We start from the raw sequence: 19402 nt of genomic DNA, 5'->3' as shown, positions 1-19402 counted from the left end.
AAAAAAATCAAAAGGGGTACATCAATGAAGAAGTTATCCACAGCCGTTGCGGTCGCGGTCATGACGTTCGGCAGCCTTGCGGCGCAGGCAGAGGACGCAAGTTGCAGCACCGTGAAAATGGCCGATCCGGGCTGGAGTGACATTGGGGCCACCAATGCTATCGCCAGCGTGGCGCTTGAAGGTCTGGGCTACAAGGCCAAGGTCGACACCCTGGCCGTGCCGATTGCCTATGGCGGCCTGAAAGACGGCAAGCTGGATGTTTTTCTGGGTAACTGGATGCCGGCGCAGCAGGGCTTTTACGACAAGTTCGTGGCGACCGGCGATGTAACGCAATTGGCCAGGAACCTTGAAGGCACCGAGTTCACTCTGGCCGTGCCGGACTATGTGTGGGACGCCGGCGTGCATGATTTTGCCGACCTGAATAAATTCGCTGACAAGTTCGACCAGAAGATCTATGGCATTGGCTCTGGCGCACCTGCCAACCTGTCGCTGCAGGAGATCATCAAGAAGAACGAATTCGATCTGGGCAAATGGAAGCTGGTCGAGTCGAGCGAGACGGCGATGCTCGCCGAGGTCAATCGCAACGTGAAGCGCAAGGCGTTTGTGGTCTTCCTCGGCTGGACCCCGCATCCGATGAACGTGCAGATCAAAGGTATGCATTACCTCAAGGGCGGCGAGAAATACTTTGGCGATACCGGTTCGGTCTTCACCCTGACTCGCAAGGGTTATGCGCAAGCCTGTCCAAACGTCGGCAAGCTGCTGACCAATCTGAGCTTCACCCTGGACATGGAAAACAGCATCATGGCCGAAGTGGCGAACAACAAGGTCAGCAACAGCGCAGCGGCAAGGGCCTGGATCAAGGCCAATCCCGCAGTACTGGACACGTGGCTGGAGGGCGTGAAGACGATTGATGGCAAGGATGGGCTGGCGGCGGTGAAAGCCAGGTTGTAGGCGTAAGGTCTTGAGCACGCGGCGTGGCGCAGATCTGTGACGCGGGGCGTCACCCAAGGCATCCCCACGCTGGAGCGTGAGGAACGATAGGTGTCCAACTATCGTGCCCATGCTCCGCGTGGGTATGCCGTTTTGGACGCTCTGCGTCCTCTACGTTCAATTCACTCGAGGGACCGATGCGCTGGCTCAATCGCCATAAAATTCTACCGTTTCTAGCCTGGCTGCCGCAGCAGAGTCGCGCCAGCGTCGGGCGTGATGCGCTGGTGGGCTTGAGCGGTGCCATTCTGGCCCTGCCGCAGTCCATCGCTTACGCACTGATCGCCGGGCTGCCTCCGGAGTACGGTCTGTACGCCGCCATTGTTCCCGTTCTGATCGCCTGTCTGTGGGGCTCGTCCTGGCACCTCATCTGTGGGCCGACCGCGGCTATTTCCATCGTGCTGTATGCCAGTGTCAGTCCGCTCGCCGTTCCGGCCAGTCAGGACTACATAATGTTGATCCTGCTGCTGACGTTCATCGCCGGTGTATTCCAGCTATTGCTTGGGATGATGCGCTTCGGTGCGCTGGTGAATTTCGTTTCGCACTCGGTGGTGCTCGGTTTCACACTGGGCGCTGCAATAGTCATTGCACTCGGGCAGATGCCCAATCTGCTGGGCATTGACCTGCCGAGTCAGACCACCGCCCTTAGAAGTCTGACCGCCGTGTTAGAACATCGTGGAGAGGTCGATCTACCTTCACTGACACTGGGTCTGTTGACCCTGGCGCTGGGCATCGGGCTCAAACTCCTGGTGCCCCGCTGGCCAACCTTATTGATTGCATTGGTATCGAGCAGCCTGTTGGTGTGGCTGTGGCCGGCGATGTTCGGCCATGTCCGTGTGGTCAGTGCCTTCGTTGGCCATCTACCGCCTTTCAGCCCGCTACCGCTGGACCTTGAGCTGATCCTCAAGCTGCTGCCGACAGCAGTGGCGGTGGGCATGCTGGGGCTGGTCAACAGCCTGTCGATTGCCCGCTCGCTGTCGGCACGTTCGCAGCAGATGCTCAACGCCAATCAGGAAGTCCGTGCGCAAGGTCTGTCGAATATGGTCGGCTCGCTGTTTTCCGGCTACCTGTCAGCGGGATCGTTCACCCGTGCGGCGCTGAGTTACGAGGCGGGTGCGCGTTCGCCGTTGGCGGGCGTTTTTTCGGCATTATGGGTGGCATTGTTCGCGGTCGCCGGAGCCTCGTTGATCTCGCACATTCCAATCCCGGCCATGGCCGCCTCGATCCTGCTGATCTGCTGGGGCCTGGTGGATCGTCGTGGCATTCGCGCACTGTTCCGTGTCAGCCGCGCCGAGTTTTTCGTGATGGCGCTGACCTGTCTGGCCACCCTGCTGCTGGAGCTGCAAACCGCGATTTATGCCGGTGTGCTGGCCTCGCTGTTCTTCTACCTCAAACGCACCTCACAACCGCGCGTGCAGCAATGGCGCGAAGGCGATGAGGATGTGCTGCGGGTCGGCGGCTCAATCTTTTTCGGTGCCAGCCACTACCTGCAAACCCGCCTGCAACGCACTGAAGGGCTGCGTGTGGTAATCGATGCGCAGCAGATCAACTTCATCGATTACTCAGGCGTGGAAATGCTTCATCAGGAAGCGAGACGTCTGGGCCGTCAGGGGCGATTACTGATCCTGCGCAATGCCAGGTCGCAAGTGATCGAGGAATTGAACAAGCTGGAAGGGCCGCAGAACTGCCCGATTCTGTTTGAGGATTGAGCCATAACTCATCGTCCTGACGCTCCGCGTCGCAAGAGGACGCGGAGCGTCCAGAACGGCATGCCAACGCGGAGCATTGGCACGATAGTCTCTCAGTCAACCAGCCGCCAGCAGCCTGCGCAACTCGGCCAGTACCGGAGCCGAGTCCGGCCGCACGCCGCGCCATAGCAGGAAAGCTTCTGCCGCCTGCTCCACCAGCATACCCAAGCCATCAACCGACTGTGCCGCACCCTGTTCAGTGGCCCAGCGGCAAAAGGCGGTGGGCTCTTTGCTGTACATCATGTCGTAGCAGAAGGTCGCACCGGGCTGGATAAGGCTCGGGGAAATCGGTGGCAGCTCTCCGGCCAGACTGGCAGAGGTGGCATTGATGATCACATCCACCGGTTCTTCAAGCCAATCGAAGCTGCTGGCAAACACAGGGCCAAGATCCGCAAATTCCTGAGCCAGTCGTTCGGCTTTTTCAACGGTGCGATTGGCAATCACCAGCACTGCGGGTTGCTCCGCCAGCAACGGCTCCAGCGCGCCACGAACAGCACCACCCGCACCCAGCAACAGAATGCGCTGACCACGCAGGCTGCGCCCGCAATTGACTGTCAGGTCGCGCACCAGCCCGGCACCGTCGGTGTTGTCACCCAGCAGCGTACAGTCATCGAGCTTGCTCAAGGTGTTCACGGCTCCCGCACGCTGCCCGCGCTCGGTCAGGCTATCAGCGAGGCGATAGGCTTCTTCCTTGAACGGCACAGTCACGTTGGCACCACGTCCGGTCTGGAAAAACGCCTGGGCAAATGCGGTGAAATCATCCAAAGGTGCCAGCGACGTCTGGTAATCCAGCGTCTGCCCGGTTTGCTCGGCGAACAGGCGATGAATCAACGGCGACTTGCTGTGGCCAATGGGGTTACCGAAGACGACGTAACGGTCCATCAGTTGTCCGCCAGCCAGTCGCGATCAGTCAGGAAGTATTCGGTCAGACGCGCCTCTTCACTGCCCGGAGCGGCTTTCCAGTCATAACCCCAGCGCACTTGCGGCGGCAGCGACATGAGGATCGATTCGGTACGGCCACCCGATTGAAGACCGAACAGCGTGCCGCGGTCGTACACCAGGTTGAACTCGACGTAGCGCCCCCGACGGAATTCCTGAAATTCGCGCTGCTGCACCGTGTAGGCCGCAGCCTTACGACGACGCACGATCGGCAGGTAGGCATTGATAAACGCATCACCGATGGCGCGGATGAAGGCAAAGCTGGTATCGAAATCCCACTGGTTCACGTCATCGAAAAACAGACCACCGATACCGCGTGGCTCATCACGATGCTTGAGGTGGAAGTAACTGTCGCACCACGCCTTGTAGCGCGGGTAGACATCGTCGCCGAACGGCGCACAGGCGCGTTCGGCCACCCGGTGCCAGTGTACGCAGTCTTCCTCGACGCCATAGTAGGGCGTCAAATCGAAACCACCACCAAACCACCAGACCGGCTCCTCGCCTTCTTTCTCGGCAATGAAGAACCGCACATTGGCGTGAGACGTCGGCACATGCGGGTTGTGCGGGTGAATCACCAGCGACACGCCCAGCGCCTCGAAACCACGCCCGGCCAGCTCAGGCCGGTGGGCACTGGCCGACGGAGGCAGGTTGCTGCCGAACACGTGGGAAAAATTGACACCACCTTTCTCGATGACCGCGCCATTCTCGATCACCCGCGTGCGACCACCGCCGCCCGCCGGACGCGTCCAGGCATCTTCCACAAAGTGTGCGTTGCCATCTTCCTGCTCGAGCGCGGTGCAGATCCGGTCTTGCAGGTCGAGCAGGTAGGCTTTTACGGCCTCGGTACGGGTACTCATGAGGATCCCTTACGGCTGACGTCAAACGGCTGAGCCTCCGCAGCAAAAGAGGCGCAGGCAAATTGGCGCGTAGCATACCATCGGCAGCGCGGGCTGGCAGTTGACGAAGGCCGGGGGAAGGAGTCCGATAGGTGCTTTCGCAGTTTGTATTACTTGGAAAACTGCCTGATTAATCGAACTCCTACTTACGCGAGGAGAACCTGACGTGAAGGCCGTCTGCAATGTCGAAGAGCTGGCTATCGAAAAAATGCGCTCCGGCAATTCATGCCTCAATCTTTCAGCGGAAGTCGATTGGGAGGATTTCCCTCGCTATGCTGACTTCGTTCTAGGCCTGCTGGGAGGCATCGTTACGTCAAAGTCCTACGCTGTGGATGTACGCGTCTGGGACGTGCAGATAAAAGGCGAAGCCTTTTTCCTGTCCTATGAGGACTTTCCGTCGATGGTGAGCCTGGAATCAAAAAGCACCAACGGTGATGCGCTGATCGAAGGCTTTCTGCTTGTCCTTTCCCAGAGATGAAAACCAGATAGGGCTTCATTTTTGCGACTGCGCAGCGTGCTACCTTTGTCTGCCTGATGCATAAGATATTAGTCACCATCAAGGAGAGAGCACATGGCAAAGCGTATCCAGTTCAGCACTGTCGGAGGACCCGAGGTTCTTGAATATGTCGATTTCGAGCCAGAGGCTCCGGGGCCGCAGGCGGTGGTTGTGCGCAACAAGGCCATTGGCCTGAATTTCATTGATACCTATTACCGTAGCGGGCTGTATCCAGCGCCTGAGTTGCCTTCAGGGCTCGGTGCTGAAGGGGCGGGTGTGGTCGAGGCGGTGGGTGATGAGGTGACGCGCTTCAAGGTCGGTGATCGTGTCGCCTATGGCACCGGGCCTCTGGGTGCGTACAGCGACGTGCATGTGCTGCCTGAGGCGAATCTGGTGAAGCTGGCGGACTCGGTCAGTTTCGAGCAGGCCGCTGCGTTGATGCTCAAGGGCCTGACCGTGCAATACCTGCTGCGCCAGACCTATCAGGTGAAGCCGGGCGAGATCATTCTGTTTCATGCGGCGGCGGGTGGTGTCGGCTCGTTGGCCTGTCAGTGGGCCAAGGCATTGGGCGCGAAGCTGATCGGCACGGTCAGCTCACCGGAGAAGGCCGCTCACGCCAAGGCGCTGGGTGCCTGGGAAACCATCGACTACAGCCACGAAGACGTCGCCAAACGTGTGCTGGAACTCACCGACGGCAAGAAGTGCCCGGTGGTCTACGACGGCGTGGGGCAGGACACTTGGCTGACATCGCTCGACAGCGTGGCACCGCGTGGGCTGGTGGTGAGCTTCGGCAATGCGTCCGGACCGGTCTCAGGTGTGAATCTGGGGATTCTGGCGCAAAAAGGCTCGGTGTATGTCACCCGCCCGACGCTGGGCACCTACGCAAACAATGCGCAGAACCTGCAAGCCATGGCTGACGAGCTGTTCGACATGCTCGCCAGCGGCAAACTCAAGGTCGACAACATTCAGCAGTACGCCTTGAAGGACGCCGCCAAGGCGCAAACCGAGCTGTCCGCTCGGCGCACCACTGGCTCGACCATTCTGATTCCCTGAGCCAGCACTCCCGCCAGCGTCAGCCAGCGCGCATGACCTGGCCGGTCGCGATATCACGGATCACGCTGGGGTTTCGGCGGCCGCCCAGGCTGCCGCCCAGCACACCGTCGATCTGACCCCGGAAGTACTGCTCGACGCGCAGCCGCGAACGGGCAGCCGGGCGACCTGCCGGGTTGGCCGATGTGGAAATCAACGGGCCGACCAACGCGCACAGTTCGCGCACCGTAGGGTGGTCGGTGACGCGCAGCGCCACGGTTTCATGAATGCCGGTGATCCACTCGGGCAGCAGGTTCTGATGCGGCACCAGCCAGGTATTGGGCCCCGGCCAGGTGCTGGCCATTCGGTCGAGCCACAATTGGGGGAAGTCTTCGAACAGAAAGTCGAACTGGCGAATGTTGTCGGCGATCAGGATCAGGCCTTTTTCCACTGGCCGTGACTTGATCGCCAGCAAACGATAAACCGCTTCTTCATCCCATGGATCACACCCCAGGCCCCAGACTGCCTCGGTCGGGTAAGCAATCACCGCACCGGCTCGAATATCCTGAGCGGCTTGTTGCACACGCCAACTGCTGGCCATTGTTTGTCTCTCCGCTAAATCCTGACGGCAGTTTAACCTCAGGGCGCTCTGGCGAACCATCGTCCCGCTTCACAGCTTATTCTGCCGTCCAGTTCCAGCTCGGTCAGGCCCGCCAGTACCTTGGGCAACGGCCAGCCGCTGGAGACCGATAACCCCTCGCTGGTATGCGGCGCAGCGTGCAACAGCGCCAGAAGTGGATGGTCGCAAGGCACAGGTTTGGCAGGTGTCTCGGGCGGGGCACCGGGCGCAACGCTCCTCCAGTGCTGCAAGCCTTCAAGAATGTGCTCAACGGTCTCGACCAGCGTTGCGCCGTCGCGTATCAACTGGTGGCAGCCCTTGGCACCCGGGTGGTGAATCGAACCCGGTATCGCATACACCTCTCGCCCATGCTCGGCGGCCAGTCGCGCGGTAATCAACGAGCCGCTGGCAACACTGGCCTCGACCACCAGCACGCCGAGCGACAGGCCGCTGATGATTCGGTTGCGCCGCGGGAAGTTGCTGGGCTGTGGTTCAGCGTCCAGCGGGAACTCGGAAATCACCGCGCCACCTTGCGCCGCCATCTGCGCGGCGAGCGCACGATGCTGCTGTGGATAAAGTTTTTCAAGCCCGGTGCCCAGCACACCGATTGTATGCCCACCGACATCCAGTGCGCCCTGATGCGCGGCTCCGTCAATGCCACGCGCCAGACCGCTGGTGATCACAAAACCGGCACCCGCCAGGCTGCGCGCAAAAGCTCTGGCGGTGTCCAGCCCGGGTCTGGAAGCGCGACGACTGCCGACCATTCCCAACTGCGGACGCTCGAGGATTGAAGGGTCGCCGGCAATGAAGATCAGCGGCGGAGGGTCGGCGATTTCGGCCAGCAGTGCGGGGTAGCAAGGGTCGTCCCACATCAGCAAATGCTGGGCCGGACGCTCCAGCCAGGTCAATGCAGCACTGGCACCGTCCCTGACGGAAGGGGCTCGACGCGCCTCGGCGCAGGCACCTGGAATACCCAGCGCACGCCATGCACTGGCCGGTGCGCTCAGCGCAGACGACGCAGAACCGAAGGCTTCGATCAGCCTGGAAAAGCGTTTCGGTCCGATCTCGGGCAAGCGATGCATGCGCAGACGGGCTTCCAGCTCTGCTGGCGAAGAGAGGGCATTTTCGAACAGTGGCATGAGATCGTCCCTGATCCATTGTGCATCTCAGACGATGCACAAACCTGTGGATAACTCTGTTGACAACAATTTGATAAGTGTCTGGCTCGTCACACAAATCCGTAGCAGAACTGAAACATACCTTTAAGGATTTCGAACCTTGTCCATGATGGCCAAAGATCGGTTGGCTTGCAGGACCAAGGCGTAACTAAGCTTGTCGTACGTACGGAAAACCATGAGCAGGCCAGACCGTTCGTCAGGGATTTTCACCTGTTCACCGGTGATTCGGTCACGCACTGTCTCGCTGGTTTTGTATATCGCCAGCACGTTGCCCTCGGCCAGGCCGTCACGTTTGCCTTTGTTGAGAGTGACCACATCCAGCACGCTGACCTGGGTTACGCCGCGTGGCACATCCAGAATCAAACCTTCTATCGGCGTTTGCGGGGCGCTGGGCAGGAAAGTCGAGTTGATCGCTCGCTCCTCGCTGCTGAACAATCGGTCGCCCAGGCGCACTTCCTGCGTAGAGCGCTGCAAAACCAGGGTCGAGACGTCGCCCTCGGAGGCAACCACCTCAGCGCTGCCGATGTCATCCGCGTTGATCCCCAGCACTTCCTTGGTCTGTGGGTCGGTGTAGGTCTTGCCCTGTCGGAAAATGCCGTAGACGGTGTGCGCCGGGTCCAGCGTGCCCCGTGCATAGGCCCGGTCACCGCTACCGCTGAGCACGCGCTCGGCATTGCCCGCAACGATGTAGGGGGCCTTTTCGAACTGCTCGGCATTGTCGACGATGCGATTGCTGATCAGGAATGCGTTGATCGCCCCCAGCGGAATGCTCGGAATGGCCTCGACCATCGGCGTACTGCGCACACGCGGTGACAATTTGATGGTCCCGCGCGACTCGCCCCGATTGAGCGTCACGCGCGGCTGACCATCGACCCAGGTCAGCGCAAGGGTGTCACCGGGGTAGATCAGGTCAGGATCATGGACTTGCGGATTGGCCCGCCATATCTCGCGCCATTTCCATGGTTCACGCAAAAACTTGCCGGAAATGTCCCAGAGTGTGTCCCCGGCGACAACGGTGTAACTCTGCGGATAGCCTTCCCTGAGTTGCACTTGCGCCTGAGCAAGACCGCTGGCGGTCAACAGCAGCAGGGCGAGTAGTGATTTCCTCATGCGGTGAATCCCTTTATCATGTTGCCTCACGCGAACCCTAGAGTCCTGTCCTGGGCTGCCTGCCTTGAACTCCCGGGCCCGGCACCCAACATTGACTTTACCTTAACAGTGCAGCTCTTACGTATATGGCCATTCTAAACATCCTCGAATTTCCCGATTCGCGCCTGCGCACTATCGCCAAACCTGTGGCGATGGTAGACGAAGGCATTCGCCAGTTGGTCGACGACATGTTTGAAACCATGTACGAAGCGCCAGGTATTGGCCTGGCCGCGACTCAGGTCAACGTCCACAAGCGCGTGGTCGTCATGGACCTGAGCGAAGACCGCAGCGAACCGAGGGTCTTCATCAATCCTGAAATCGAAAAGCTGACCGACGAAATGGATCAGTATCAGGAAGGCTGCCTGTCGGTTCCCGGTTTCTACGAAAACGTCGACCGCCCGCAAAAGGTTCGCGTCAAGGCGCTGGACCGTGACGGCAAGCCTTACGAACTGGTTGCCGAGGGCCTGCTCGCCATCTGTATCCAGCATGAATGCGATCACCTGAACGGCAAGCTGTTCGTCGATTACCTTTCCAACCTCAAGCGTGACCGGATCAAGAAGAAGCTCGAAAAGCAGCACAAGCTCAACGCCTGATCCGTCGTTACCCCAAAAGGCCTGAACAGGCCTTTTTTTTATAATGAGAACTCCATGACTGAGCCACTGCGCATCGTCTTCGCCGGCACCCCGGAATTTGCCGCCGAACACCTCAAGGCCCTGCTAGACAGCCCTTACCAGATCGTCGCCGTGTACACCCAGCCTGATCGCCCGGCCGGTCGTGGACAAAAGCTGATGCCCAGCCCGGTCAAGCAATTGGCACTGCAGCATGACATCCCGGTCATGCAGCCGCCCACGCTACGCGCCCCTGACGCGCAGGCCGAACTGGCCGCGCTCAAGCCTGATTTGATGGTGGTGGTCGCCTACGGCTTGATCCTGCCGCAAGTGGTGCTGGATATTCCGCGTCTGGGCTGCATCAACAGCCATGCCTCACTGCTGCCACGCTGGCGCGGAGCTGCGCCGATTCAGCGCGCGGTGCAGGCCGGCGACGCCGAAAGCGGCGTGACCGTGATGCAAATGGAAGCTGGTCTGGACACCGGGCCGATGCTGCTCAAGGCTGTCACCCCGATCACCGCACAGGACACCGGTGGCACGCTGCATGACCGTCTTGCCGAACTCGGCCCACCAGCGGTGTTGCAGGCCATTGCAGGGCTGGCGGATGGTTCGCTGGTCGGCGAGGTTCAGGACGACAGCCTGGCCAATTACGCTCATAAATTGAACAAGGATGAGGCGCGTCTCGACTGGACACGTCCGGCCGATGAGCTGGAACGTCTGATCCGCGCCTTCAACCCGTGGCCGATCTGCCACAGCACGTTGAACGAAGAAACCCTGAAAGTGCTGGCTGCCGATCTGGCCGAAGGGCAGGGTGTACCGGGAACTGTCCTCAGCGCAAGCAAGGACGGCCTGATCGTCGCCTGCGGCCAGAACGCCCTGCGCCTGACCCGTCTGCAACTGCCGGGTGGCAAGCCGCTGAATTTTGCTGATCTGTTCAACAGCCGTCGCGAGAAATTCGCCATCGGCACGGTACTGGGTCAATGAACCCGCGTCTGGCCGCCGCCAAGGCACTGGCTGCCGTGCTCAGCGGCAAGGCATCGCTGAATAGTTCGCTGCCCACGCAACTGGACAAGGTCGAGGTGCGTGATCGCGGCCTGACTCAGGATCTGGCGTTCGGCACCGCACGCTGGCAGCCACGCCTGTCGGCAATGGCGGCCAAACTGTTGCAAAAACCCTTCAAGGCCGCCGATGCCGACGTCGAGGCGTTGCTGCTGGTGGGTCTTTACCAGCTGTTTTACAGCCGAATTCCTGCGCATGCGGCCATTGGTGAAACCGTTGGCTGCGCTGAAAAGCTGAAAAAACCGTGGGCCAAAGGCTTGCTCAACGCCGTACTACGCAACGCGCAACGCGATGGCGAAGCGCTGCTGATCGAGCTGGAACACGACCCGGTGGTGCGTACAGCCCACCCGCGCTGGCTGCAGAAAGCCCTGAAAGCCGCCTGGCCGGAACATTGGGAAGCCATCTGCGCGGCCAACAATGCGCACCCGCCGATGATTTTGCGCGTCAACCGACGCCATCACCGTCGCGATCAATACCTCGAACTGCTCAACACTGCCGGCCTGCAAGCCAGTGCGTGCACATTCAGTCAGGACGGCATCGTGCTCGCCGAGCCGTGCGATGTGCGCTCACTGCCCGGTTTTGCCGAAGGCTGGATCAGCGTTCAGGACGAAGCCGCGCAACTGGCCGCCGATCTGCTGGAGCTCGCACCCGGGCAACGCGTACTCGACGCGTGCTGCGCGCCAGGTGGCAAGACCTGCCATTTGCTGGAAGTGCAGCCGCAATTGAGCGGCGTAGTGGCGGTGGACCTCGAAGCCAAGCGCTTGGTCCGCGTGCGTGAAAACCTTGATCGTCTGGGGCTGGACGCCGAGCTGATCGCTGCCGACGCCCGCGAAACGGCGCAGTGGTGGGACGGCAAGCCGTTCCAGCGCATCCTGCTCGACGCGCCGTGCTCGGCGACCGGCGTGATTCGTCGTCATCCGGACATCAAACTGACTCGTCAGGCAGACGACATCGTCGCGCTGGCGGCCTTGCAGGGCGAGCTGCTCGATGCGTTGTGGCCTACGCTGCAGGTAGGCGGCATGCTGGTGTACGCGACCTGCTCGACACTGCCGACCGAAAATACCGAAGTCATCGAGGCGTTTCTGGCCCGCACCTCCGGGGCCAGAGAGCTGGACATCGCCGGGCAGGCAGGACAGCCGCCCGCAGGTATCAAGCAAGCCCATGGTCGCCAGCTGCTGGCCCAGCAAGGCGGCCACGATGGTTTCTACTACGCCAAACTGATCAAGATCGCGGCGGCGCGGGAGTAAGCGCGTGAAAATCATCATTCTGGGTGCAGGTCAGGTAGGCGGTACGCTGGCCGAGCATCTGGCGGGCGAAGCCAACGACATTACCGTGGTCGACACCGATGGCGACCGGTTACGCGATCTGGGCGACCGCCTGGACATCCGTACCGTGCAGGGCAAGGGCTCCTATCCCGCAGTCCTGCGCCAGGCGGGCGCAGACGACGCCGACATGCTGGTCGCGGTGACCAGCAGCGACGAAGCCAATATGATCGCCTGCCAGGTGGCCCACACGCTGTTCCACACGCCGACCAAGATCGCGCGCATCCGCGAAGCGGCGTACCTGACACGCGCGGGCCTGTTCGATAAAAACGCGATCCCGGTCGACGTGTTGATCAGCCCGGAACAGGTGGTTACCAATTACATCAAGCGTCTGATCGAGTACCCCGGCGCGCTACAGGTCATCGATTTCGCTGAAGGCAAGGCACAACTGGTCGCGGTCAAAGCCTATTACGGCGGTGCCTTGGTGGGCCAGCAGCTGCGCCAGTTACGTGCGCACATGCCCAATGTCGACACCCGTATCGCGGCGATCTATCGGCGCGACCGGGCGATCCTGCCCCACGGCGATACGGTCATCGAAGCCGACGACGAGGTGTTCTTCATCGCCGCCAAGGCCGATATTCGTGCGGTGATGGGTGAGCTGAGGCGTCTGGACGAGAACTACAAGCGCATCGTCATCGCAGGCGGTGGCAACATCGGCGAGCGTCTGGCTGAAGCCATTGAAAGCCGCTATCAGGTAAAGATCATCGAAGTGAACCCGGCGCGCTGCCGCTATCTGTCGGAGCATCTGGACAGTACGGTGGTGCTACAGGGCAGCTCATCGGACCGTGATTTGCTGATGGAAGAAAACATCAACAATACCGACCTGTTCCTGGCGCTGACCAACGACGATGAAGCCAACATCATGTCGTCGCTGCTGGCCAAACGGCTGGGCGCACGCAAGGTAATGACCCTGATCAATAACCCGGCCTACGTCGATCTGGTCCAGGGCGGTGAGATTGATGTGGCGGTCAGCCCGCAACTGGCAACCATCGGCACGCTGCTGGCTCATGTGCGACGGGGCGATATCGTCAGCGTGCACTCGTTACGGCGCGGTGCAGCCGAAGCCATCGAGATCGTGGCGCACGGCGACCCGAAATCCAGCAAGGTGGTGGGCCGCGCCATCAAGGACATCAACCTGCCGACCGGTACGGCAATCGGTGCGATCATCCGCGACGAACAAGTGCTCATCGCCCACGACATCACCGTTATCGAATCCGGTGACCATGTGATCATGTTCCTTGTGGATAAAAAGTGCATCCGTGAAGTGGAGCGGCTGTTTCAGGTGGGGTTGAGCTTTTTCTGAACAGGCCCTGAACAGCCTGCTCCCTGACTGAACCTCTTGCCGACCTGTCTGGTCGGCAACGCTCGTCGACTCGGACGAATTCTCTCTAAGCGCGCGTATCACACATACGCGCGCTATGCCTTTGACGGGCGTTACCAGAGAGAACATAAGCAATGCCTGAATCCAAAGTCCCCCTTCAAGGCTCACAAACCGACGGCACACCTGCGGGCGGCTGGCCTGCGCTCAGTGCGGTCAACAAGCACCTGTTGCACCAGCATGTGCTGATCAAGGGCAACCGCACGCTGCTGTCCATGAACTGGGCAGCCTGCGGCTGCAAATTGTGGGATTTTGAAATCGGTTATCATAGCCGAAATCGAGTCGATCCCTCCTCAGCACAGGCTTACACATGGCGTCAGAGACCAAAAAACGTAAACGGGCGAGCCGGGCAAAAGCCAAGGCAAAGCAGACCCGTCTCCAACGCGCCGGGCATACTACCTTCGTGCCCGATACCGACTTTTCCTTCGATATCGATCCTTTCGGTGATGTCGATCTTTGTAGTTGCTGCCAGACAACGTATCTGAACGACAGGTTTCCCGACGCTTCTTGCGTAAGCGTTTAGATGAGAGAAGGGCCAGGCGGATTCGCCATCACCGCCGTCATTCACCACGATGAGGAGCCGCCCTGCTGACGTGGCCTCTGCACCGCCTGCTTACACACCTCGACCGCTCAAAAACCTCTTCACGGCCAACGGCTGCTGGGCAGGTTTGCTGGAAACCGGCGGTCTGCGCCAAATCGAAGTGGAGTCGATCAGCAAAATGCTCGCCTGCGGCACCTCGATACTGGGCGTCAAACACTACACCTGTGGCAATGAGCATTGCCCGCACGTCAAATACCTGTGCAACACCTGCCATTGCCGGGCCTGTCCTTCCTGCGGCAAAAAGGCCACCGACCAGTGGATCGCCGTGCAAAACAACCGTCTGCCCGACTGCCCCTGGCAGCATCTGGTGTTCACGCTGCCCGACACGCTGTGGTCCCTGTTCTTCTACAACCGCTGGCTGCTCGATGCGCTGTTTCGTCTGGCGGCCGATAACCTGATCTACACCGCCAAGCGGCGCGGTTTGCGCGTCGGGATTTTCGGTGCGCTGCACACCTATGGCCGGCGGCTCAACTGGCATCCCCACGTCCACCTGTCGGTGACCGCGGGCGGCCTGGATGAGCAGGGCGTCTGGAAAAATCTGTCGTTCCACAAAGAGGCCCTGCGGCGGCGCTGGATGTGGCTGGTGCGCGATTACCTGCTGGGACAGCCGCTTTCGCAATTGACGATGCCGCCGCAGCTGGCCCACATCCTCTGTGAAAGCGACTGGCGCCGTCTGATACTGACCGCTGGCGGCCAGCACTGGCACATCCACTTGTCGAAGAAGACGGAAAACGGCCGAAAGACCGTCAATTACCTGGGCCGCTACCTGAAAAAACCGCCGATCTCGGGCAGTCGTCTGGCCCATTACACCTGCGGGGCCACGTTGAGCTTTACCTACCTGGATCACCGCACGCAGACCTATCAGCAGGAAACGCTGAGCCAGGCCGACATGCTGCGCCGGGTGGTGCAGCACATCCCGGAAAAGCATTTCCGGATGATCCGGTATTTTGGTTTTCTGGCCAATCGGGTGTGTGGGAAATACCTGCCGAAGGTCTATGAAGCATTGAAGATGGCGACGCCAGGACCGACACCGAAGCTGTATTTTGTGCAGATGGCCAAAGCCTTTCTAAACGTCGATCCGTTCCGCTGCGTGCTGTGTGGCGCGCGGATGGTCTACACGGCGGCAATCAGCGGGCTGACGGTGCAGGGACTGGTCCTCAACGCTCAGGCGATCGCGCAGATGAGGTACGTGAAGCCCTGAGAGGGGGAAGGTGCGTCCGCACCTAGTTTCAGCGGTAAAATAACCTGCGTTAATGCGAATTGATAGGGATTTTCACTGCATAAGTAACGCATCAGCGTCTTCCTACGCATCGCTATGAAGGCATGACGCCTCCTTCACAGCGTCAGGTTCATGCATAGGCATTTTGAAACTCCTATGCATGAACAAGCCTGGCGGCTTCGATTGCCCCAGTTGCTCCTGGCCGGACCCGAAGAAGCCGCATACCTTTGAATACTGCGAGAACGGTGCCAAGGCACTGGCTTGGGAATCGACTAAAAAACGCGTGACGCCTGAGTTTTTCGCCCGGCATACGGTCAGCGAACTGGCGACCTGGAGCGATCACGAGCTGGAAGCAGAAGGCCGTATTACCGAGCCGATGCGCTACGACGCAGCCACTGACAAATACCTGCCCGTCACCTGGGACGAGGCGTTCGCCGAGATCGGCGCAGAGCTGCGCGGCCTGAGCGATCCGTGGAAGCTGGAGCTGTACACCTCCGGGCGCACGTCGAACGAAGCCGCCTTTCTGTATCAGCTGTTCGGTCGGCTGTACGGCATGGCCAACTTCCCTGACTGCTCGAACATGTGCCATGAAACCACCACTGCGGCGCTGCCCGAGTCGATCGGGGTCGGCAAGGGCACCACGACGCTGGAAGATTTCGAGAACGCCGACGCGATTTTCATCATTGGTCAGAACCCCGGAAGCAACAGCCCGCGCATGATGTCCGAACTGCACGCGGCCGCAAAACGGGGTGCCAGTATCATCTCGTTCAACCCGCTGCGGGAAAGGGCGCTGGTACGTTTTGCGGCGCCGCAGGACCCGCGCGACATGCTCAGTCTGCATGGGGTGGAAATCAGCTCGCAGTACCATCAGGTGAGAATCGGCGGCGACATGATCGCCCTGCAAGGCGTTTGCAAGGCCGTGATCGAAGCCGACGACGTGGCGCAGCGTGAAAACCTGCCGCGCGTCCTTGATGTGGCGTTCATTGAAGAACACACCCATGGCTTTGAGCAGTACGCCGACTATTGCCGACAGTTGCCCTGGGACATCATCGAGCGCCATTCGGGCCTGACGCGCCAGGCCATCGAAGAGGTGGCTGCGGTTTATAAGCGCTCGAAGGGGGTCATCTGCTGCTGGGGCATGGGCATCACTCAGCACAAGCGTGGCGGCGATGCGATGCAGCAGATCATCAACCTACTGCTATTGCGCGGCAACATCGGCAAGCTCGGTGCGGGGGCTTGCCCGGTGCGTGGGCATTCCAACGTACAGGGCGACAGGACGATGGGCATCTATGAAAAGGCCGGCGAACCGTTTCTGGCCAGCATGAGCAAGGTGTTCGGTTTCGAGGCGTCCAGAAAAAAAGGCCATGCCGTGGCCCAGACCTGCGAAGCCCTGTTGCGTGGCGAGGTGGAAGCCCTTATTTCCATGGGCGGTAATTTATTCCGCGCCATTCCGGACACCGATGTGATCTGCCCGACCGTCAGCCGTTTGAAAATGACGGTGCTGGTCAACACCAAACTCAACCGCAGCGCGACGGTGCATGGACAGAAGGCCTTTCTGCTGCCATGCGTGGCGCGTTCGGAACGCGACCTGCAGAACGGCGTGGCGCAGACCATTACGGTGGAGGACTCGATGTCGATGGTGCACGGCTCGACCGGCATGCTCGAGCCTGCGTCGAAGCATCTGATTTCCGAAATCGCCATCATTGCCGGTATCGCTAAAGCGACGCTCGCGCCCAATCCCAAGGTGGACTGGGACAGCTATGTGGGCGACTACGCCAGGATTCGCGACAAGATCGAAGAAGTGTTGCCCGAGCAGTTTTATGACTTCAATCAGCGCATCCTAGAACCCGGAGGTTTTCGATTGCCCAATGCCGCCAGTGAGCGCAAGTGGGACACCGAGTCGGGCAAGGCCAACTTTCTCTTTCCTGAAGGCGTCTACGACGAAGACGACACGCCGCCGGGCGCGGAGCATTTGCAGTTGATGACGATCCGCAGCCATGACCAGTTCAATACCACGGTGTATTCCAATGATGACCGTTATCGGGATATCTACGGCGACCGCATGGTGGTGATGCTCAACCCACAGGACATCGAACGCCTGGGGCTGAAGGCCGGGGACTACATTGAGTTTCAGACAGCGCTCGACCCGACTACGACGCGGCGTGCAGCGGGTTTCAAAGTCATCCCCTACGACGTGCCGCAAGGCTGCTGCGCAGCCTACTACCCGGAAACCAACGGGCTGCTGCCACTGGCCAACCGGGATAAGCACGGCAACACCCCTGCGGCCAAATCCATCCCGGTGAACCTGGTGCGGATGAGTTCGGAGGGGACGCAAGTGGCACTGGAACGGCGCGGGTTGATTGCTGCGGCCAGTTGAGGGAAACACTATCGTGCGGCGCTCCGCGTCGCATGCAGTTCTGGACGCTCCGCGTCAGATCTTGAATGCGCGGCGCGGCGCAAATCTGTGACGCGGAGCGTCACGCACGGCATTCCCACGCTGGAGCGTGCGGAACGATAACCTGACTATCGTGCGGCGCTCCGCGTCGCATGCAGTTCTGGACGCTCTGCGTCCGATCTTGAATGCGCGGCGCGGCGCAGATCTGTGACGCGGAGCGTCACGCACGGCATTCCCACTCTGGAGCGTGCGGAACGATAACCTGACTATCGTGCGGCGCTCCGCGTCCGATCTTTCCTAGTACCAGCGCGCTTCGCCTGCCGGGCGTTTCTTGAAGCGTTTCATGGTCCACATGTACTGGCTCGGGTAGGCCCGCACGTATTTCTCGACCACTTTGCTCATCGCCGCTGCCGAGGTTTCGGTGTCGGTGCTGTACATGGCTTCAGGGGCCGCTTCGAGTACCACTTTGTAACCCGAGCCGTCCGGCAGGCGCATGGCGTGCAGGAATACACCGACCGCCTTGCCGCCTGCCAGCATGTTCGGTACGAACTTGCTGGTCAGCGCCTGGGTGCCGCAGAAGGGCACGAAGATGCCCGCTGATTCGGCCGGCTCCGGATCGGCCGGAATACCCACCGAGCCGCCTTTGCGCACTTCCTTGATTACACTGAGAATGCCTTCCTTGGTCGACGCCGCAACCCGGTTGCCCAACTGCACACGCTGCTTGCGCAAAAGGTCGTCGACCGCCTTCAGCTTCGGTGGACGATAGAAAATGATCGGCTTGCACTGGCTGCAATAGAAGTGATTGAGCACTTCCCAGTTGCCCAGGTGACTGGTGATGCCGACTACGCCCTTGCCGGACGCCAGCGCATCCTTGAGCACATCGAGCCCTTCGACTTCACGCACCAGGTCGATCGATTTCTGTGCTGGCCAGATCCACGCACAGGCGCTTTCGGTCAGGGTCTTGCCGATGTCCATCAGGCTGCGGCCAACGAGCTTTTCCAGCTCCGGCTCGCTCAACTCGGGGAAACACTTGGACAGGTTGATCCGTGCCACTTCCCGCGAACGGTTGGGCAGCTTCCACATCAGCCAGCCAATCGCGGTACCTGCCCATTGCACCGCGCGCCACGGCAACAGCGCAAACAATCGCAACGCCCCGACCATTACGGCGCCTTTGAACTTATCCACAGATGACTCCCAGATTCTCGAGGCGGGTAGTGTAACCGTCAGCGGCTCAGGATCGCATACCGATCACAATCTACAGTGTGATCCATGACCATACCGCTGGCCTGCATATACGCATAACAGATGGTCGGGCCGACAAAGGTGAAACCGGCCTTTTTAAGTTCCTTGCTCATTGCTTCGGCCTCGGCGGTAATCGCCGGGACTTCGCTGCGATCCTTGAAGTGATTGATCTTCGGTGTACCGCCGACAAACGACCAGAGCAGCGCGACCGGGTCTTCCAGCGCCAGCCAGGCCCGCGCATTGGTGCGCACGGCCTTGAGCTTGAGGCGGTTGCGGATGATGCTCGGATCGAGCATCAGCGTCTCTATTTCGGCATCGCTCAACTGCGCCAGGCGCTCGACGTCAAAGCCGTGCAGCACTTCGCGATAACGCGCCCGCCGCTTGAGAATCGTGATCCACGACAGCCCGGCCTGGAACCCTTCGAGCAAAAGCAACTCGAAGAGCTTCTGCGCATCGCGCAGCGGCACTCCCCACTCCTGATCGTGATAAGCGATGTACAGGGGGTCTTCGTTGCACCAAAAGCAGCGTGTCATAGGG

At 60.2% G+C, this 19402-nt stretch carries 17 protein-coding genes and 1 pseudogene; 11 read left to right on the top strand and 7 right to left on the bottom strand.

Features of this window, described 5'->3' with window-relative positions; translation table 11 throughout:
* Nucleotides 1-24: 24 nt before the first annotated feature.
* A complete protein-coding gene (locus AC4ANE_RS00140) occupies nucleotides 25-951 on the top strand; it encodes a choline ABC transporter substrate-binding protein (RefSeq protein WP_031597696.1) in 927 nt (308 codons plus the stop codon).
* Between the two features lie 176 nt (nucleotides 952-1127).
* Nucleotides 1128-2696 carry a SulP family inorganic anion transporter gene (locus AC4ANE_RS00135; protein ID WP_031597697.1) on the top strand — a complete coding sequence of 523 codons (1569 nt, stop codon included), beginning with the start codon at nucleotides 1128-1130 and terminating at the stop codon, nucleotides 2694-2696.
* Between the two features lie 96 nt (nucleotides 2697-2792).
* Here the strand turns inward: AC4ANE_RS00135 and aroE are convergent, their stop codons facing one another.
* Nucleotides 2793-3617 carry a shikimate dehydrogenase gene (gene aroE / locus AC4ANE_RS00130; protein WP_002551340.1) on the bottom strand — a complete coding sequence of 275 codons (825 nt, stop codon included), beginning with the start codon at nucleotides 3615-3617 and terminating at the stop codon, nucleotides 2793-2795.
* A complete protein-coding gene (gene hemF, locus AC4ANE_RS00125) occupies nucleotides 3617-4531 on the bottom strand; it encodes an oxygen-dependent coproporphyrinogen oxidase (RefSeq protein ID WP_002551339.1) in 915 nt (304 codons plus the stop codon). Before hemF ends, aroE begins: the two co-directional genes overlap by 1 nt.
* Nucleotides 4532-4736: 205 nt before the next feature.
* Between hemF and AC4ANE_RS00120 the strand changes: the two genes are divergently transcribed.
* Nucleotides 4737-5048 (top strand): DUF3630 family protein, encoded by a 312-nt coding sequence (locus tag AC4ANE_RS00120; RefSeq protein WP_031597698.1) that lies wholly within the window; start codon nucleotides 4737-4739, stop codon nucleotides 5046-5048.
* 93 nt (nucleotides 5049-5141) lie between these two features.
* A complete protein-coding gene (locus tag AC4ANE_RS00115; protein WP_002551337.1) occupies nucleotides 5142-6119 on the top strand; it encodes an NADPH:quinone reductase in 978 nt (325 codons plus the stop codon).
* Between the two features lie 19 nt (nucleotides 6120-6138).
* On the opposite strand, the gene tsaC is transcribed toward AC4ANE_RS00115, so the two are convergent.
* From tsaC to AC4ANE_RS00100, 3 genes are all read right to left on the bottom strand, one after another.
* On the bottom strand, nucleotides 6139-6696 hold the full coding sequence (gene tsaC, locus AC4ANE_RS00110) for an L-threonylcarbamoyladenylate synthase type 1 TsaC (protein ID WP_002551336.1): 558 nt from the start codon (nucleotides 6694-6696) through the stop codon (nucleotides 6139-6141).
* A 38-nt stretch (nucleotides 6697-6734) separates the two neighbouring features.
* Entirely contained in the window at nucleotides 6735-7853 is a 1119-nt protein-coding gene (gene dprA, locus AC4ANE_RS00105; RefSeq protein ID WP_002551335.1) for a DNA-processing protein DprA, read from the bottom strand.
* 123 nt (nucleotides 7854-7976) lie between these two features.
* Nucleotides 7977-9002 (bottom strand): LysM peptidoglycan-binding domain-containing protein, encoded by a 1026-nt coding sequence (locus AC4ANE_RS00100; protein WP_002551334.1) that lies wholly within the window; start codon nucleotides 9000-9002, stop codon nucleotides 7977-7979.
* Nucleotides 9003-9127: 125 nt separating this feature from the next.
* Between AC4ANE_RS00100 and def the strand changes: the two genes are divergently transcribed.
* From def to AC4ANE_RS00065, 7 genes and pseudogenes are all read left to right on the top strand, one after another.
* A complete protein-coding gene (def, locus tag AC4ANE_RS00095) occupies nucleotides 9128-9634 on the top strand; it encodes a peptide deformylase (protein ID WP_002551333.1) in 507 nt (168 codons plus the stop codon).
* A 54-nt stretch (nucleotides 9635-9688) separates the two neighbouring features.
* Nucleotides 9689-10633, top strand: coding sequence for a methionyl-tRNA formyltransferase (fmt, locus tag AC4ANE_RS00090; RefSeq protein ID WP_002551332.1), 945 nt, complete (start codon nucleotides 9689-9691; stop codon nucleotides 10631-10633).
* Complete coding sequence (gene rsmB, locus AC4ANE_RS00085) at nucleotides 10630-11955, top strand: 16S rRNA (cytosine(967)-C(5))-methyltransferase RsmB (RefSeq protein ID WP_002551331.1); 1326 nt, start codon at nucleotides 10630-10632, stop codon at nucleotides 11953-11955. The genes fmt and rsmB overlap by 4 nt, the downstream gene beginning before the upstream one ends.
* 4 nt (nucleotides 11956-11959) lie before the next feature.
* Nucleotides 11960-13333, top strand: coding sequence for a Trk system potassium transporter TrkA (gene trkA, locus AC4ANE_RS00080; RefSeq protein ID WP_005732751.1), 1374 nt, complete (start codon nucleotides 11960-11962; stop codon nucleotides 13331-13333).
* Nucleotides 13334-13485: 152 nt separating this feature from the next.
* Entirely contained in the window at nucleotides 13486-13893 is a 408-nt protein-coding gene (locus AC4ANE_RS00075; protein ID WP_237901246.1) for a hypothetical protein, read from the top strand.
* A 108-nt stretch (nucleotides 13894-14001) separates the two neighbouring features.
* The gene (locus tag AC4ANE_RS00070) at nucleotides 14002-15210 is read left to right on the top strand and encodes an IS91 family transposase (protein ID WP_460408648.1); all 1209 of its coding nucleotides are present in this window, start codon (nucleotides 14002-14004) and stop codon (nucleotides 15208-15210) included.
* A gap of 169 nt (nucleotides 15211-15379) precedes the next feature.
* A pseudogene (locus AC4ANE_RS00065) lies at nucleotides 15380-17605 on the top strand (FdhF/YdeP family oxidoreductase); the annotation flags it as partial.
* 315 nt (nucleotides 17606-17920) lie between these two features.
* Here AC4ANE_RS00065 and AC4ANE_RS00060 read toward each other — a convergent pair.
* Together AC4ANE_RS00060 and AC4ANE_RS00055 are read right to left on the bottom strand one after the other, a co-directional pair.
* Nucleotides 17921-18808 carry a lysophospholipid acyltransferase gene (locus AC4ANE_RS00060; protein ID WP_002551328.1) on the bottom strand — a complete coding sequence of 296 codons (888 nt, stop codon included), beginning with the start codon at nucleotides 18806-18808 and terminating at the stop codon, nucleotides 17921-17923.
* A gap of 38 nt (nucleotides 18809-18846) precedes the next feature.
* Nucleotides 18847-19398 (bottom strand): DNA-3-methyladenine glycosylase I, encoded by a 552-nt coding sequence (locus tag AC4ANE_RS00055; protein WP_002551327.1) that lies wholly within the window; start codon nucleotides 19396-19398, stop codon nucleotides 18847-18849.
* Nucleotides 19399-19402 lie beyond the last annotated feature (4 nt).

The sequence above is a fragment of the Pseudomonas sp. Pme6b genome, assembly GCF_058129925.1.
Note: the sequence above shows the minus strand (reverse complement) of the source record. Positions and strands in the feature narration are given on the sequence as shown.

What these genes read in the sequence shown, in the direction of transcription:
- hemF (WP_002551339.1), bottom strand. Translation starts at nt 4,531, where the DNA reads ATGAGTACCCGTACCGAGGCCGTAAAAGCCTACCTGCTCGACCTGCAA.
- AC4ANE_RS00135 (WP_031597697.1), top strand. Translation starts at nt 1,128, where the DNA reads ATGCGCTGGCTCAATCGCCATAAAATTCTACCGTTTCTAGCCTGGCTG.
- AC4ANE_RS00115 (WP_002551337.1), top strand. Translation starts at nt 5,142, where the DNA reads ATGGCAAAGCGTATCCAGTTCAGCACTGTCGGAGGACCCGAGGTTCTT.
- fmt (WP_002551332.1), top strand. Translation starts at nt 9,689, where the DNA reads ATGACTGAGCCACTGCGCATCGTCTTCGCCGGCACCCCGGAATTTGCC.
- aroE (WP_002551340.1), bottom strand. Translation starts at nt 3,617, where the DNA reads ATGGACCGTTACGTCGTCTTCGGTAACCCCATTGGCCACAGCAAGTCG.
- AC4ANE_RS00055 (WP_002551327.1), bottom strand. Translation starts at nt 19,398, where the DNA reads ATGACACGCTGCTTTTGGTGCAACGAAGACCCCCTGTACATCGCTTAT.
- AC4ANE_RS00100 (WP_002551334.1), bottom strand. Translation starts at nt 9,002, where the DNA reads ATGAGGAAATCACTACTCGCCCTGCTGCTGTTGACCGCCAGCGGTCTT.
- rsmB (WP_002551331.1), top strand. Translation starts at nt 10,630, where the DNA reads ATGAACCCGCGTCTGGCCGCCGCCAAGGCACTGGCTGCCGTGCTCAGC.
- tsaC (WP_002551336.1), bottom strand. Translation starts at nt 6,696, where the DNA reads ATGGCCAGCAGTTGGCGTGTGCAACAAGCCGCTCAGGATATTCGAGCC.
- AC4ANE_RS00140 (WP_031597696.1), top strand. Translation starts at nt 25, where the DNA reads ATGAAGAAGTTATCCACAGCCGTTGCGGTCGCGGTCATGACGTTCGGC.
- def (WP_002551333.1), top strand. Translation starts at nt 9,128, where the DNA reads ATGGCCATTCTAAACATCCTCGAATTTCCCGATTCGCGCCTGCGCACT.
- dprA (WP_002551335.1), bottom strand. Translation starts at nt 7,853, where the DNA reads ATGCCACTGTTCGAAAATGCCCTCTCTTCGCCAGCAGAGCTGGAAGCC.
- AC4ANE_RS00075 (WP_237901246.1), top strand. Translation starts at nt 13,486, where the DNA reads ATGCCTGAATCCAAAGTCCCCCTTCAAGGCTCACAAACCGACGGCACA.